At 61.1% G+C, this 15,883-nt stretch carries 15 protein-coding genes; 10 read left to right on the forward strand and 5 right to left on the reverse strand.

From position 1 onward, the window contains the following. Positions 1-165: 165 nt before the first annotated feature. Complete coding sequence (locus tag FHL16_RS32520) at positions 166-1,071, reverse strand: LysR family transcriptional regulator (protein WP_202979502.1); 906 nt, start codon at positions 1,069-1,071, stop codon at positions 166-168. A gap of 115 nt (positions 1,072-1,186) precedes the next feature. Here FHL16_RS32520 and FHL16_RS32525 point away from each other — a divergent pair, with 115 nt between their 5' ends. Together FHL16_RS32525 and FHL16_RS32530 are read left to right on the forward strand one after the other, a co-directional pair. Next, positions 1,187-2,074: an MBL fold metallo-hydrolase gene (locus FHL16_RS32525; protein ID WP_077750442.1), complete on the forward strand. Its 888-nt coding sequence runs from the start codon at positions 1,187-1,189 to the stop codon at positions 2,072-2,074. Positions 2,075-2,285: 211 nt separating this feature from the next. Beyond that, complete coding sequence (locus FHL16_RS32530; protein ID WP_077750443.1) at positions 2,286-2,900, forward strand: NAD(P)-dependent oxidoreductase; 615 nt, start codon at positions 2,286-2,288, stop codon at positions 2,898-2,900. A gap of 129 nt (positions 2,901-3,029) precedes the next feature. On the opposite strand, the gene FHL16_RS32535 is transcribed toward FHL16_RS32530, so the two are convergent. Further along, on the reverse strand, positions 3,030-3,911 hold the full coding sequence (locus FHL16_RS32535) for a LysR substrate-binding domain-containing protein (RefSeq protein ID WP_077750444.1): 882 nt from the start codon (positions 3,909-3,911) through the stop codon (positions 3,030-3,032). Positions 3,912-4,070: 159 nt separating this feature from the next. Here FHL16_RS32535 and FHL16_RS32540 point away from each other — a divergent pair, with 159 nt between their 5' ends. The 6 genes from FHL16_RS32540 (at position 4,071) to FHL16_RS32565 (ending at position 11,493) form a co-directional block, all read left to right on the forward strand. Next, positions 4,071-5,708, forward strand: a complete 1,638-nt coding sequence (locus FHL16_RS32540) for a 5-guanidino-2-oxopentanoate decarboxylase (protein WP_077750445.1) — start codon at positions 4,071-4,073, stop codon at positions 5,706-5,708. Next, positions 5,705-7,153, forward strand: coding sequence for an aldehyde dehydrogenase family protein (locus FHL16_RS32545; protein ID WP_077750446.1), 1,449 nt, complete (start codon positions 5,705-5,707; stop codon positions 7,151-7,153). The genes FHL16_RS32540 and FHL16_RS32545 overlap by 4 nt, the downstream gene beginning before the upstream one ends. Positions 7,154-7,370: 217 nt before the next feature. After that, positions 7,371-8,474 carry an extracellular solute-binding protein gene (locus tag FHL16_RS32550; protein WP_010457579.1) on the forward strand — a complete coding sequence of 368 codons (1,104 nt, stop codon included), beginning with the start codon at positions 7,371-7,373 and terminating at the stop codon, positions 8,472-8,474. 194 nt (positions 8,475-8,668) lie between these two features. Continuing rightward, a complete protein-coding gene (locus FHL16_RS32555) occupies positions 8,669-9,577 on the forward strand; it encodes an ABC transporter permease (RefSeq protein ID WP_010457577.1) in 909 nt (302 codons plus the stop codon). Continuing rightward, on the forward strand, positions 9,574-10,422 hold the full coding sequence (locus FHL16_RS32560) for an ABC transporter permease (protein ID WP_010457574.1): 849 nt from the start codon (positions 9,574-9,576) through the stop codon (positions 10,420-10,422). The genes FHL16_RS32555 and FHL16_RS32560 overlap by 4 nt, the downstream gene beginning before the upstream one ends. Positions 10,423-10,437: 15 nt before the next feature. Then, a complete protein-coding gene (locus FHL16_RS32565; protein WP_010457573.1) occupies positions 10,438-11,493 on the forward strand; it encodes an ABC transporter ATP-binding protein in 1,056 nt (351 codons plus the stop codon). A 113-nt stretch (positions 11,494-11,606) separates the two neighbouring features. Here FHL16_RS32565 and FHL16_RS32570 read toward each other — a convergent pair whose 3' ends face one another. Further along, positions 11,607-12,536, reverse strand: coding sequence for an AraC family transcriptional regulator (locus FHL16_RS32570; protein WP_077750447.1), 930 nt, complete (start codon positions 12,534-12,536; stop codon positions 11,607-11,609). Between the two features lie 335 nt (positions 12,537-12,871). Between FHL16_RS32570 and FHL16_RS32575 the strand changes: the two genes are divergently transcribed. Beyond that, positions 12,872-13,225, forward strand: coding sequence for a putative quinol monooxygenase (locus FHL16_RS32575; protein ID WP_077750448.1), 354 nt, complete (start codon positions 12,872-12,874; stop codon positions 13,223-13,225). A gap of 41 nt (positions 13,226-13,266) precedes the next feature. Further along, entirely contained in the window at positions 13,267-13,500 is a 234-nt protein-coding gene (locus FHL16_RS32580; RefSeq protein WP_077750449.1) for a hypothetical protein, read from the forward strand. Here the strand turns inward: FHL16_RS32580 and FHL16_RS32585 are convergent, their stop codons facing one another. Together FHL16_RS32585 and FHL16_RS32590 are read right to left on the reverse strand one after the other, a co-directional pair. Then, complete coding sequence (locus FHL16_RS32585) at positions 13,501-14,130, reverse strand: flavin reductase family protein (RefSeq protein ID WP_010457564.1); 630 nt, start codon at positions 14,128-14,130, stop codon at positions 13,501-13,503. It lies immediately after the preceding gene. Positions 14,131-14,283: 153 nt separating this feature from the next. Beyond that, positions 14,284-15,603 (reverse strand): MFS transporter, encoded by a 1,320-nt coding sequence (locus FHL16_RS32590; protein WP_010457563.1) that lies wholly within the window; start codon positions 15,601-15,603, stop codon positions 14,284-14,286. Positions 15,604-15,883 lie beyond the last annotated feature (280 nt).

Here is a 15,883-nt window from a genome sequence, read left to right on the forward strand (position 1 = left end):
AGCAGGCTCGCTCCCACAAGGGGAGTGGAGTCGAGCGCAAAGGCTGCGGTATCACCAATCAAACTGTGGGAGCGAGCCTGCTCGCGATAGCGGAGTGTCAGGCAACAAAGATGTTGAATGTCGGACCGTCATCGCGAGCAGGCTCGCTCCCACAAATGGATGCGATTACAGGCCGATATCCCATGCCGGTTCTTCGGGAAACCTGAGCACCAGAAAATCCAGCATGCTGCGCAGCGCCGCCGGCATGTGCTTGCGTGAGGCGTACACCGCGTACACGTTCATCTGCCGGGGCTCGGCGTGTGGCAGCAGGCGGATCAGCTCGCCGCTGTGGATATGCACACCCGCCTGATAACTGGGCAGCATTGCCACCCCCGCACCCGCCATGGTTGCGCGCAGCAATGTGCTGGCTTCGTTGGCGCTGATGTTGCCCTGCACGGGCACCGACACCGGCTCGCCGTTCTCCTCGAAATGCCAGAGGCTTTTGCCGAAGTAGGAGTGGGTCAGGCAGTTGTGCTGGCTCAAGTCCTCGACCCGCTGCGGTGTCGGGTGTTCGCTCAGGTAAGCAGGGGAGGCGCAGATCACCGAGCGGCAGACGGTCAGCCGCCGGGCGATCAGGTTCGGGTCAAGGTCGTTGCTGGTGCGGATCGCCAGGTCGATGCGTTCATCCACCAGGTTCACCGTGCGGTCGAGCATCTGCATGTCGATGCTGACACCGGGGTACCTTTTGACGTAAGCCGCCATGGCATCCGCCAATTGCGCCTGGCCGAACGAGGTGCTGACGCTGATGCGCAGCAAGCCACGTGGCGCCTCGTCCGGCTCGCTGACAGCGGCTTGCATGTCGGTGGACAGGTCGAGCATCTGCCGACACCGGGGCAGAATCTCGCTGCCGGCGGCGGTCAGGCTCAATTTGCGCGTGGTGCGGTGCATCAAACGCGCGCCGACCCAGTCTTCCAGCTCGGCCAGATAACGCGATACCACCGGCCGTGACAGGTCCAGATGATCGGCGGCGGCCGACTGGCTGCCGAGGTCGACCACTGAGACGAACACTCGCATTGCTTGTAGACGATCCATGATTTGCCCGCTTTCAGAAACAAACTATGTTCAAGCATCGCATTTTTTGTACTGAGTCATGCAACTAAGCTCTGTCCCCATCGCCAGACACGGCATTTGGACAACGGAGCAACAGATGATCGGCTTCACCTCTCTCAAGCGCTTTTTGCTGGCCACCGCCACCCTCGGCTTCGCGGCCCACGCGGCTGCGGCATCGACCCTGACCTTGGACGTGTACAACCCGGGCGACAAGGCAATCTTCCCGGTGACCTCGGTTCTGGTCAGCGGTGAGAAAGAAGCGATTCTGGTCGACGCGCAATTCGGCAAGTCCCAGGCCGAACAGGTGGTCGAGAAAATCCGCGCCAGCGGCAAGCAACTGACCACCATCTACATCAGCCACGGTGACCCGGATTACTACTTCGGCCTCGACACCCTGACCGCCGCCTTCCCGAACGCCAAAGTGCTGGCCTCGCAGCCGACCGTGGATCACATCAAGCACACCGTCGACGGCAAACTGGCGTTCTGGGGCCCGAAAATGGGCGCCGACGTGCCGGCCAAAACCATCGTGCCGGGCGTACTCAAGGGTGACAACCTGATGCTTGAAGGGCAGAAGTTGCAGGTGGTGGGCCTGGACGGCAAGCAGCCGGACCGGACCTTTGTGTGGATCCCGTCGATCAAGGCCGTGGTCGGTGGCGTGGTCGTCGCCGAAAACATCCACGTGTGGATGGCCGACACCCAGACCGCGCAATCCCACACCGATTGGTTGGCTACGCTACATGCCATCGAAACCTTGAAACCGAAAACCATCGTGCCGGGGCATTACCTCGGTGAGAGCGCCCGTTCGCTGGCCGCCGTGCAGTTTACTGCCGATTACATCAAGGCCTTTGACGAAGAAACCCCAAAGGCCAAAGACGCCGCTGCGCTGATCGCCGCCATGAAAAAACGCTTCCCGACTTTGGGCGAAGACAGCTCGCTGGAGCTGAGCGCGAAAGTCGCCAAGGGCGAGATGAAGTGGGGTGAATGAGTTTATGTGGCGAGTGGATTAACTGTGGCGAGGGAGCTTGCTCCCGCTGGACCGGGCTGGCGCTCCAGTGCGAAGCGCTCCCCCGCAGTGTTTGAGCCACAGCGCACTCTCAGGTTTACGACTGCTGCGCAGCCGAACGGGAGCAAGCTCCCTCGCCACAATGTTGGATGCCAAACGAATACGCGTGTACTCAAGCCAACTGGAGAACGTCATGAGCAAAATCGCAATCATCGGTGCCACCGGCCGTGCCGGCAGCCAACTGCTGGAAGAAGCTTTGCGTAGGGGTCATAGCGTCACGGCCATCGCCCGCGACACCTCGAAAATCGCCCCGCGTGCCGGGGTGATCACCAAGGATGTCGATGCCCTTGATGCCCACGCGTTGCAAGCGGCCGTCGCTGGTCATGACGTGGTCATCAGCGCGGCGCACTTCGCGACCCTTCCCGCCAGCGCGGTGATCGGGCCGGTGAAAAAGGCCGGGGTGAAACGCCTGCTGGTGGTGGGCGGTGCGGGTTCGCTGTTGCTGCCGGACGGCACTCGCGTGATCGACAGCAAGGGCTTTCCTGAGGAGTACAAGGCTGAGGCGAGCGCCGGGGCTTTGTTTCTGGAAAACCTGCGTGAGGATCAGGATCTGGACTGGACCTTTCTGTCCCCGTCGGCGGAATTCGTCGAAGGTGAGCGCACCGGGGCGTTTCGGGTGGGCAAGGATGATTTGCTGGTGAGCAGCGAAGGGCGGAGCTGGATTTCGTTCGCCGATTACGCGATTGCGCTGATCGATGAAGTGGAAGCGCCGAAGCATTCGCGTCAGCGGTTCACCGTCGGTTACTGAGTCACTGAAAAACCTGTGGGAGCGAGCCTGCTCGCGATAGCGGTGGGTCATTCAACAAATATGCCGACTGACTCACCGCTATCGCGAGCAGGCTCGCTCCCACAGGGTTATGCGCCAAGTCTTCGGGGCTCAGCGTGACTGAGCCTGCTCCACCAACCACCCCAACAACTCGCGCAACTTCGGCGAAGGCCCGGGTTTTTCCGGGAACACCAGGTAATACGCCAACCCTGTCTTCACCTTCAATTCAAACGGCATGACCAGTCGCCCAGCGCTCAGGTCGTCGCCAATCAACGACCAGTCCCCAATCGCCACGCCAGTCCCTTGGGACGCCATCGACATCGCCAGGTCCAGGGTTTCAAAATGCTGGCCCTTGCCGACATTGCTCAAGCGAATATCGGCGCTGGCCAGCCAGGCTTTCCAGTCGCGTTCATCGCGGGTCGGGTGCAACAGCATGTGTTGTTCCAGATCCTCCGGCGCTTGCAGCGGCACCGGCCCCTCGAGGTAGGGCCTGGAGCAGACTGGCGTCAGTTGCTCATCGAACAGCCGATGGGACGCCAGTGATGTCTCCGGCGGTACGCCATAGATCACCGCCGCATCGAACTGCTCGCGATGAAAATCCACGCCGTGTTTCACCGTGGTGGTCAGTTCGACCGGCACATCCGGGCGCTCCCTTTGCCACTGCACCAGGCGCGGCAACAACCAGCGCATCACGCACGTCGGGGCCTTGAGTTGCAGGGTTTCGCGCTTCTCGCCGATCTGTTCCACCGCCTCGTCGATCAAGCCGAAAATCTGCTTCACCCGTGGCAGCCACTCGCGTCCTTCAGCGGTCAGGCTCAAGCCCCGGGCCTGGCGGATAAACAACTCATAACCCAGATGTTCTTCCAGCCCGGCGATCTGCCGGCTCACCGCGCCTTGGGTGATGTAGAGCTGTTCGGCGGCCCGAGTGAAGTTGCAGCACTGCGCGGTAATCAGAAAAGTGTGCAGCGCCGGCAGGGGAGGCAATCGTTTCATTTGGATCCAAGGTATGACGTGAGGACATGGCTAGTATGACTTTTTATCCATTGTTGCGGCTACGTGTCGCCCGTTCCAATGAGGCCATCCCTGGACCTGCCCACGCATCATAAACACTGCGCAGGCCCGGCGTCTCAAACGAACAAAAAGGGCAAAGACATGGCGACGTGCGGCGAAGTATTGGTCAAGTTACTCGAAGATTACGGGGTCGAGCAGGTGTTCGGCATTCCCGGGGTTCATACCGTGGAGCTGTATCGCGGGCTGGCCCGTTCGAGCATCAACCACGTCACGCCGCGTCACGAACAGGGCGCCGGTTTCATGGCCGACGGTTATGCGCGCACCAGTGGCAAACCGGGTGTGTGCTTCATCATTACCGGCCCTGGCATGACCAACATCACCACCGCCATGGGCCAGGCCTACGCCGATTCGATCCCGATGCTGGTGATTTCCAGCGTGCAATCGCGCAGCCAGTTGGGCGGTGGTCGCGGCAAGCTCCACGAGCTGCCGAACCAGAGCGCCTTGGTCGGCGGCGTGGCGGCGTTCTCCCACACCTTGATGTCGGCAGCTGAATTGCCTGGCGTATTGGCCCGCGCCTTTGCTCTGTTCCAGGCCGGCCGTCCACGCCCGGTTCACATCGAAATTCCGCTGGACGTGCTGGTCGAAGAAGCCGACGACCTGCTCGCCAGCCTGCCAGTGAACATCGACCGTGCTGGCGCCTCGCCAAGCGCCATCAGCCGCATGACCGCGCTGCTGGCCGGCGCCAAGCGCCCACTGATTCTCGCGGGTGGCGGTGCCATTGATGCCGCCGCCGAGTTGACCGAGTTGGCCGAACGGCTGGACGCACCCGTGGCCCTGACCATCAATGCCAAAGGCATGCTCGAATCCAGTCACCCGCTGCTGATCGGTTCGACCCAGAGCCTGGTTGCGACCCGTGCCTTGGTCGCCGAGGCCGACGTGGTGCTGGCCATCGGCACCGAACTGGCCGAGACCGATTACGACGTCACGTTTGCCGGCGGTTTCGAGATTCCCGGCGTGCTGCTGCGCGTGGACATCGACCCCGACCAGACCGTGCGCAATTACCCGCCGAAAGTCGCCCTGGTGGCGGACTCGCGTAACGCCGCGCAAGCCTTGCTCAGTGAACTGTCCAAGCACTCGCTGGCCGAGCGTCGCAACGATTGGGGACAAGTCCGCGCGGCACGTCTGCGTGACGACCTCGCCGCCACCTGGGACGCCCCGACCCTGGCCCAGACCCGCTTCCTCGAAACCGTGTTGCACGAATTGCCGGACGCAGTGTTCGTCGGCGATTCGACCCAACCGGTGTACACCGGCAACCTGACCTTCAACCCGGAACGCCCGCGTCGCTGGTTCAATTCGTCCACCGGTTACGGCACCCTCGGTTACGCCTTGCCGGCGGCAATCGGCGCCTGGCTCGGTGGCAGCCTTGAAAACGGCGCGCGTCCTCCGGTGGTGTGCCTGATCGGTGACGGCGGCCTGCAATTCACCCTGCCGGAACTGGCCAGCGCCGTTGAAGCGCGCACCCCGGTGATCGTCCTGCTGTGGAATAACCAGGGCTACGAAGAGATCAAGAAATACATGGTCAACCGCGCCATCGAACCGGTGGGCGTGGACATCTACACCCCGGACTTCATCGGTGTGGCCAAGGCGCTGGGCTGTGCGGCGGAAGCGGTCAACGGTGTTGAACAACTGCGCAGCGCCTTGCGCAGCGCCGCCGACCGTCAGGGCCCGACCCTGATTGAAATCGATCAGACCCAGTGGATGAAGGCGGTGTCGAAATGAGTTTCCCTACCACTCTGGACGGCCTGCACATCAACGGCCAATGGTCGGCTGGCAACGAACATCTGCGCGTGATCAACCCGGCGACCGAAGCCCTGTTGACCACCGTGAATGGCGGCGATGAAAAAGCCGTCGATCAAGCGGTCACCGCCGCCACCCAGGCGTTCGGCGAATGGTCGAAAACCACCGGTGCCGAACGCGGGGCGATCCTGCGTAGAATCGCCGCCGGCGTGCAGGCCGGGCGCGACCACTTGATGAAGTTGCAGTCGAGCAACAACGGCAAGCCGCTGTTCGAGGCCGCCATCGACGTCGATGACGTGATCGCGACGTTCGAGTACTACGCCGGTCTCGCCGAAGGCCTCGATGCCAGACAAGACAGCAACGTCGAACTGCCCACCGACGATTTCAGCGCTCGCGTGCGCCGCGAACCGTGCGGCGTGGTCGGCCTGATCGTGCCGTGGAATTTCCCGATGGTCACCACGGCCTGGAAACTCGCCCCAGCCCTGGCGGCCGGTTGCTGCGTGGTGCTCAAACCGTCCGAAGTCACGCCGTTGCCCGAGCTGGAACTGGCGGCGATCGTCGCTGAGGCCGGCTTGCCGGATGGCGTGTTCAACCTGGTCTGCGGCACGGGCCTGGCCGTCGGCGCGCCGCTGTCGGCCGACCCGCGCATCGCCAAAATCTCCTTCACCGGCAGCAATGCGGTCGGTGTACAGGTCATGCAACGTGCGGCGGAAACCGTCAAAGGCGTGAGCCTGGAACTGGGTGGCAAATCTTCGCTGCTGGTGCTCGCTGACGCCGACATCGAACTGGCGGTTGAAGTGGCCTGTGGCGGCGGTTTCTTCAACGCCGGGCAAATGTGCTCCGCCACCAGCCGCGTGCTGGTCGCTGATGAATTGGCAGATGAGTTCCTCATCCGATTGAAGGCCCGCGCCGAAGCCATTCGCGTCGCCGACCCGTTCGACCCGAACGTGGAAATGGGCGCGCTGGTCAATCAGGCGCACTACCAGCGTGTGCTGGGCCACATCGATCGCGGTTTGAGCGCCGGGGCCAAGCTGGTTTGCGGCGGTAATCGCCCTGCAGACCTGCCCCGCGGCTATTTTTTGCAGCCGACGATTTTCACCGAAGTGCCCCAGGGCAGTGCGTTGTGGTGTGAAGAGATTTTCGGCCCGGTGATCTGCGTGCGCAGTTTCGCCACCGAAGCCGAAGCGATTGCCCTGGCCAACGACAGCCAGTTTGGTTTGGTGGCCAGCGTGGTGACTCGCGACAACGAAGCCGCGGATCGGGTCGCCAACGCCTTGCAGGCGGGGCTGGTGTGGATCAACGCGCCGCAAGTGATCTTCCCGCAGACCGCTTGGGGTGGCTACAAACAGAGCAGCATCGGCCGCGAATTGGGGCCGTGGGGCTTGCAGGCTTTCCAGGAAATCAAACACGTGATTCGCGCTGTCTGAAGGCACGAAACAGGTGAGTGCATGCCTCGTATCGAGGCATGCACTGGTGTCATGGCTTCGATGAGTTTTTATCGATAGTCAGGTGTTTTGCACGACCTCAGGATGAACTCACTGGTTCAGCCAAACCCCCGAAAATACGAGGGAAAACGCTGATCCGGCTGCGCGGATGCAACAGTTTCGACCTGCCTTATACCTACAAAAACAAAGGGAGTCCGTAATGGGCGAACATGATCTGAACAGACGTCAATTCATCAAAACCGTGGGCGTGGCGTCCGTAGCTGCGGCGGCCATGAGTTTGCCCTTCGTCAAGGCCAATGCCAGCGACACGCGCTTCCAGGGCAAGACCCTGCGCCTGTTGACCTGGTCCGACGACACCGGCCTGGCTGCACTGCGTAACATCGCGGCCACCTTCGAAGACAAATATGGTTGCAAGGTCATCGCTGACCGCACCGGCAGCACCTCGGAAATGGTCGCCAAACTCAAGGCCGCCGGTGATCGTCCGCAGTACGACATCATCACCCTGGCCGGCGTCGGCGCCGAAGGTCTGGCAGCAGCCAATCTGCTGGAAAAACCAGACCTCAACCGCATTCCCAACCTGGTCGACGTACCGGAGAAATACCGTACCGGCGCTAACGGTCACGGCATCGGTTACCTGCTGTGGTGCAACAGCCTCGTCTACAGCACCCGCACCATCAAGGAAGCACCGGACAGTTACGCCGCCCTGTGGGACGCCGAGCTGTCGCCGAACATCTTCCTGCCGCCGCCGAACTGGACCGAAGCGATGGACCTGATCATCATCGCCGCCAAACTGGCCGGGGGTGACGAGCACAACATCGAGCCGGGCTTCAAGAAACTCGCCGAGCTGAAAGACCGTGTGGTCACCCTGGGTGAAAACCCGAACCAGATCGCCGAATTGTTCCGCACCGGTTCCCTGGACATGGGCGGCCTGTACGCACCGGCGTTCTTCCCGAAACAGATCCGCGATCCGGCCTATGGCCTGGGCGCTACGTTCGGGATGAAGGAAGGTTTCTACACCGACCTGATGCTCTCGGTGATGCCGAAGAACCGTCCGGGCGATACCGACCTGACCTACGCCTTCATCAACCACTCTCTGGACCCGCTGGTGCAGGGCAAGATGGCCGAGGACATCTACAACGGCCCGGTCAACGCCAAGGCGATCATCTCCGCCGAAGCGCGCAAGAGCCCTTACATCCTCACGCCGGAGCAGATTGCCGAGAAGGCGATCATGCACGACAACGCCTTCCTGGCCTCCGTGCATGACCAATGGATTCGTCGTTACACGGAAATCTTTTCTTCCTGATTGAGTGGCGAACACAAGATCTTCAACCACTGAAGATCCCCTGTGGGAGCGAGCCTGCTCGCGAATGCGGTCTGACATTCACCATTGATGTCGACTGATGGATCGCTTTCGCGAGCAGGCTCGCTCCCACAGGGGGCTGATGTGGTTTTGAGGGCTGTGTTTGTCAGCTGCTTTCCATTGACGAGACCTTTGCTATGGAACACCAACCTCTGACTCATCCGGTCGCCGCCGCTCCCGTGCGTGCCAATCGGGGTGTTTCGCCGACGGCGCGTGCGTGGTTTTTCCTCTCGCCCTCGATGCTGTTTCTGGGCGTGCTGATTGCCGCCAGCCTGCTGGTACTGCGCATGAGCGTGGGCACCAAAGGCGCAGAGTGGACCGGGTTCAGCCTGGCCAGTTATGCCCAATTGCTCGAACCCTATTACCTCAAATCCTTGCTGCTGACCCTGCGTCTGGCGCTGATCAGCGCGGTGATTGCGGTGTTGCTGGCGATCCCGGTGGCCTACACCATGTCGCGCCTGACCTCGCCGTTCGTGCGACGGATCTTCCTCGCGGCGGTGCTGCTGCCGTTGCTGGTCAACCTGCTGCTGCAAAGCTACGGCTGGCTGGTGATTCTCGGCCCTGGCGGCATGCTCAATCAGGCACTGATGGGCCTGGGCCTGATCAAGCGACCGATCATGCTGCTCTACAACCAGAACGGCGTGTTGATGGGCCTGGTGCAAACCGCGTTCCCGTTGGCCGTGCTGCCGATTGCCAGCGCCATGCGCGGCGTCGCCCGCACTTACGAAGAAGCCGCCGCCACCCTGGGGGCAAGTCGCTTCCAGGTGTTCCGCCAGGTGGTGCTGCCGATGAGCATGCCGGGGATCATCACCGGCGCGACGTTGGTGTTTGCCTACAACGCCAGCAGTTTTGTGGTGCCGTTGCTGCTCGGCGGTCGGCGCGTGCCGATGCTGGCGGTGATGGTGCATGACCAGATCGCCCCGCTGATGAACTGGCCCGCCGCGTCCGCTGCCGGAGTGGTGCTGATTGTCACCACGCTGGCGATCATGACCTTGTCCGAATTCATCACTGGCCGTCGTCGGCGCATGCTGGAGGCTTCCCAATGAGCACGTTGACCAAGAAACGTTATGGGCTGCTGCCCGGTGAGACCGGCAAGTTTGCCGGCATTCTCTCGGGCTTCATCCTGCTGCTGGCGGTGTTGCCGATCCTGACCATGATCGTCATGTCGTTCAGCGGCGCATCGAACCTCGACTTCCCGCCGAGCAGTTACAGCCTGCAATGGTACAAGGCGGCCTGGCACACCTTTGTGTCGCCTGATGCCAGCGATGTGCTGAGCCTGGGCAAAGCCATGACCACCAGCCTGATGGTGGCGTGCCTGACCATGGTCTTCGCCACCATTGTGGCGGTGCCGGCGGCTTACGCGCTGACCCGTTGCGAGTTCCGTGGCAAGGCCGTGGCGCTGCAACTGATGTCGCTGCCGCTGGTGTTTCCGATGGTGGTGTTGGGCCTGGCATTGCTGCTGGTGTTCGACAGCCTGCCGTTCCAGATGACCACCTCGCGGCTGGTGATTGCCCACGTGATCCTGGCCCTGCCGTTCGTGGTGAAGAACTGCACCGCCGCGATGCTCTCCATCGGCAGCGAAGTCGAAGAGGCCGCGCAAATGCTTGGCGCTTCACCGCTGCGGGCGATCATCGATGTGGTGGTGCCGTTGATGAAGTCGGGGATTCTGGCGGGCATGCTGCTGGCGTTCATCGTCTCGTTCAACGAATTCACCGTGACCTATTTCCTCTACACCATCGATGTGATGACCGTGCCGATCTGGATGTACAGCCGCACCGTGTCGTCGCTCGACCCCACCGTATTTTCGTTTGCCGTGCTGATCGTGCTGATCGACTTCGTCCTGATCTGGGCGCTGGAGAAGCTGGTCGGTGAAGGTGGCGTTTCGTTCTGATTCTTGAGGTGATTTATGTCTGGTCTGATTCTGGAAAACGTCGAGAAACATTACGGCTCGGCCTGCGCGGTAAAGGATGTAAACCTGCATTTGCCGGAAGGCAAACTGGTGTGTTTCCTCGGCCCGTCGGGCTGCGGTAAAACCACCCTGCTGCGGATGATCGCCGGGCTTGAGACCCTGAGCGGCGGCGAAATTCGCCTGGACGGTGAAGACATCGGCCACACCCCGGCGCATCAGCGCAACTTCGGCATGGTGTTCCAGTCCCTGGCGCTGTTCCCGCACATGACGGTGGGGGAGAACATCGCCTATCCGCTGAAACTGCGCGGGGTCAGCAAGGCTGATCAGCAGGCGCGGGTGGTGGAGTTGCTGGAATTGATTCAGCTGAGCGAGATGATTGATCGCCCGGTGGCCAAACTCTCCGGCGGTCAACGCCAGCGCGTGGCGATTGCCCGGGCGATTGCCAACCACCCGAAAATCCTCCTGCTGGATGAACCGCTGTCGGCGCTCGACGCCAAGCTGCGCGAATCGATGCAGGTGGAAATTCGTCAGCTGCAACAGCGCCTGAACATCACCACGATCATGGTGACCCACGACCAGCGTGAAGCCATGACCATGGCCGATATCGTGGTGGTGCTGGGTGAACATCGGGTGCAGCAGGTGGGGTCGCCGATCGAAATCTACCGGCACCCGGCCAACGAATTTGTCGCCGACTTTATCGGCTCGGGCAACATCTTCCCCGCCACGGCGCTGGGCAACGGCAAGGTCGGGTTGCCGGGGGGCGCCGCGCTGGAAGTGCCGATTTGCAGCAGCATTGTGGTGGGGGAGAAGGTGAAGATGCTGATTCGTCCTGAAGACCTGCAACTGTCGCACCCGCAGGCCACGGCGGGAAATCGGTTGCTCGGTACGGTGACGTTCGTGCGCGATATCGGCGCGACGATTGAAACGACGGTGGAGTGTTCCGGGGTTTCATTTACGGCGCTGAGCACGCCGTGTCAGGGGTTTGGGTTGAGCATTGGCAACCCGGTGTCGGTGACCTTGCCGGCTGAGGCGTGCCGCGTACTCGGCGCCTGACTGACTGGCCCCATCGCGAGCAGGCTCGCTCCCACAGTGGGTCGGTGTACACCGGCCTATGTAGGAGTGAGCCTGCTCGCGATAGGGCCGGCAAAACCAGCACAAAAATCAGATCAAACCGACAACCGCAACCGCGCCAGATCCCTTAACGGCGGTGCCCCAAACAACCGGCTATATTCCCGGCTGAATTGCGACGGGCTTTCATACCCCACCCGATACCCCGCCGCCGAAGCCTCAAGCCCTTCGGCCAGCATCAACCGCCGCGCTTCCTGCAAGCGCAGTTGCTTCTGATACTGCAGCGGACTCATCGCCGTCATCGCCTTGAACCGGTGATGCAACGTCGAGACGCTCAGGTTCACTTCCTTCGCCAGATCATCGATGCGCAGCGGTTGCTCATAGTTGCCGTTAAGCCACTTGATCGCCTGGCTGATGCGGTGGCTCTGGCTATTGGCAATCGCAATCTCATACAGCCGATGGCCCTGCTGACTGCGCAACAACCGATAAAGAATCTCCCGGCGAATCAGCGGTGCGAGCATGGCGATGTCTTTCGGGGTATCGAGCAAACGCGCCAGACGCAACACCGCGTCGAGCATCGCCGTATCGATCCGTTCGACATATAAGCCGCGTCCTGTGGGACGGGTCGGTACGCCCAAAGGGCCGGCGTCGGCAATCAGCGCGGTGATTTCAGCCGGATCAATATCCAGTCGCACCGCGAGAATCGGTTCTTGCGACGTGACGTTCACCACCCGCCCGCTCAACGGCATCGAAACCGACACCACCAGGTAATTCAGCGGGTCGTAATTAAAGTATTCGTCGGCCAGCCTGACCTCTTTTCGCCCCTGCGCCATGATGCACAGCGCGGGTTGCGCCAGCACCGGGGCAAATTCATGGGACTTGCTGTGTTTGGACATGAACAGCGAGCCGACGGCAGTGGCATAAGTGCCATCGTCCGTGGTGTTGCGCCGGATGATAGTGGCCAGTTCAGCGCGCTGTTTCTCCATGTCGGCATCCAGCGGGGCTTGAAAGTGATCGAACGACGACATGCCGGGCATCCTCGTTGAGGCGTTGGTAATGAGGCCAGCTTAAGTTTGTGCAAGACAGAGCGGTAGACACATCCTGCCTCAAGCTTGCCTGATTCTGCATCGAGTGGATCAGCGGTGCCTCTATGGCTGCTGCAACTCAGGGAAACTTGCTTGAAAGCCGAGTTTTGTTGGTACGAACGCTTTTACAGGTTGTTACAGGTTTATCGAAACGCCGCGCAGGATTGTGCAACAAGCCGGCAGGAATCGACTAACCGCGCTTCCCCCTGCGCGCTTAACCTTTGATCCTGTCGCAGCCCGTCCCCCGGCTGCCACTCGACTCCCTGGGAGGGTTGAACATGTCTACGCAGATCCCCGTCAGTCACATGGCTTTTGTTCGTGCCCGCGCCGGGCGTTCGGCAGAACTCGGTGCGCGCCTGAGCGCCTTGATCGAGCCGTCCCGCAGCGCGCCGGGTTGCCTGAGTTTTTCCCTGCAGCATTCGCAATGCGATCCGGAGTTGTGGCTGGTGTCCGGTTTCTGGACGAACCAGCAAGCGATGACGGCCTATTTCGGCACCCCGGCGATGGAGATTTTCGCCGAGCTGGTGCAGGAGTTGGTGGTCAACAGCCTGGATTTTCATACCTTCAAGGACGTGTCGGCCGACCAGGCGCGGGGGCAGTCCGGGTCGTGGGTACACAAAATGGCGGGTTGAGGGTTTAATGGCTGCATTCTCAATCAGCCAGGATCCGCGACATGGCACGTAAAGCCTTTGATCATTTCGAAGCTGTATCCGCTGTAATGCCCCGTGAGGGTGGCGGTTATTTCGCGGCGATAGCCACCAAAGCCATCGGCGGTTCCGGTGCGCCGCGCTTCAACAAACTATTGGAAGACCAGACATTCACCACCGCTACCTCGGCGGACGAAGCCGCCGCGATGCAGTTGACTCACCTCAAGGGCGTCGACGAAGAGGGCGGGCTGCTCTGGTAATCACTTGACCGCCCCCGGGCGCCACATTTTGAACAATGCCTCTGGCCCCAGCTGAAAGTAATCCGCTGGCCCGCCGCCGCGCAGAATCGGTTCTGCCGCGGCGGTGTCGTACACCCCGTCTTTCAACAGCCACTTGGCGATATGCACGGCGACCACTTCGCCCAGAATCAGCCAGCTCGGCACCACGTTCCCGTCCGCCCGCTGCAACTGAATGATCTGCGTGACCTTGCACTCGAAGGACACCGGGCTTTCGGCGACCCGTGGCACTTGAATGACTTTCGAGGCGACCGGGGTCAGGCCAGACAGCTCGAACTCGTTGACCTCGGGCGGGACCATGGCGCAGCTCTGGTTCATCTGCTCGGCCAGTGGCCGGGTGGCCAGGTTCCAGGCGAACTCGCCGGTCTGCTCGATGTTGTTCAGGCTGTCTTTACGGCCGACGCTGGAAAACCCGATGATCGGCGGAATGTAATTGAAGGCGTTGAAGAAGCTGTAAGGCGCCAGGTTCAAGCGGCCGTTGGCGTCCTGTGAGGAAATCCAGCCGATAGGGCGCGGGCCGACGATGGCGTTGAACGGGTCATGCGGCAGGCCGTGGCCGTTGGCGGGTTCGTAGAAGTGGATGTCGTCGGGCATGGCATATATTCCGGGAGGATCGGGAGGCGGTCATGGTGCAAGGACGAACGGATAATTTCCAGCGATGAGATTCAAATACGGGTTTTGTGTCGGTTGCAAACAAAAGGGGCAGACCCGTTAAGGTCTGCCCCAGTTTTTATTGCGCGGGCTGACTCAGTCCGTCTCGATCCGCGAATGCTTGCGGGTGTCTTTCATGGTGATGTACACCAGCAACGACACGGCAATACACGCCGTCACGTACCAGTAGTAACCGGTTTCCATGCCGATGCTCTTGAACCACAGCGCGATGTATTCAGCGGTGCCGCCGAAGATCGATACGGTCAGCGCATACGGCAGGCCGACGCCCAGTGCACGGATTTCGGTCGGGAACAGTTCGGCTTTCACCACCGCGTTGATCGAGGTGTAGCCGCTGACGATGATCAGCGCCGCCATGATCAGGAAGAACGCGCCCCACCAGGATTGAATGGTGTGCAGGGTGGTCAGGATCGGCACGGTGAACAGCGTCCCGAGCACGCCGAAGGCGATCAGGATCGGACGACGACCGACCTTATCCGACAAGCCGCCGATGATCGGTTGCAGGCACATGAACAGGAACAGCGTGGCGGCGGAAATGGTGGTGGAGTCGGAGATGCTCATGCCGACGGTGTTCACCAGGTATTTCTGCATGTACGTGGTGTAGGTGTAGAACGCCAGGGTGCCGCCCATGGTCAGGCCGACCACGGTCATCAGTTCCTTGGGGTGGCGCATCAAGGTGCGCATTGCGCTTTCCTTGGCCTTTTCTTTCTTGGTGAACGACTCGGTTTCTTCCATGCCACGACGCAGGTACAGCGCGACCACGGCACACAGCGCGCCGATGGCGAACGGGATGCGCCAGCCCCAGGCGTACAGCTCTTCGGTGGTCAGGACTTGTTGCAGCACGATCAACACCGCCAAGGCGATGAGCTGACCCGAAATCAGGGTCACGTACTGGAAGCTGGAGTAGAAGCCGCGACGATCCTTGGTCGCCATCTCGCTGAGGTAGGTGGCCGAGGTGCCGTACTCGCCACCGACCGACAGGCCTTGCAGCAGGCGGGCGAAAATCAGCAGGATCGGTGCGCCGATGCCGATGGTTTCATAACCGGGGCTCAGGGCAATCAGCAGCGAGCCGAAACACATCAGGTACACCGAAGCCATCAATGCTTTCTTGCGACCGGCCTTGTCGGCGTACAGGCCCATCAGCCAGCCACCGATCGGGCGCATCAGGAAGCCCACGGCGAAGATCGCGGCGGTGTTGAGCAGTTGTGCGGTGGTGTCGCCTTTTGGAAAAAAGGCCTTGGCGAAATACAGGGAGAAGGCAGCGTAGACGTACCAGTCGTACCACTCGACCATGTTGCCGACAGAGCCGCTGAAGATCGACTTGATGCGACTGGCGGTGGTTCTTTCTTTGGCGGGCACGGCAGCCGACCCAAGGGGCAGGGCGTTGGAGTTATCCATTGAAGGATCCTTCGTTTAATTGTTTTTGTGGAGCGCGTTGAAACGCAGCCTGCATGGGCTATAGCAGGAGGTGTGCCAGATCAAGGAGGTCTGGTTTAGAGGGGTTGCGGGGATTGAGTGAGCGGAAATCCGCTTATGCCGGGCTGGGCGTGAGCGGAAAATTGCTTATCAGGCTCGTGGATGTGCGTTGTTTGCATTGGCCTCTTCGCGGGCAAGCCTCGCTCCTACGGTATTTGTGTCGCTCGACAATATTGCAAACGACGCAAACCCTGTAGGAGCG

Source organism: Pseudomonas sp. FSL W5-0299, from assembly GCF_005930655.1.
GTDB classification, from domain to species: Bacteria; Pseudomonadota; Gammaproteobacteria; order Pseudomonadales; family Pseudomonadaceae; genus Aquipseudomonas; species Aquipseudomonas mandelii.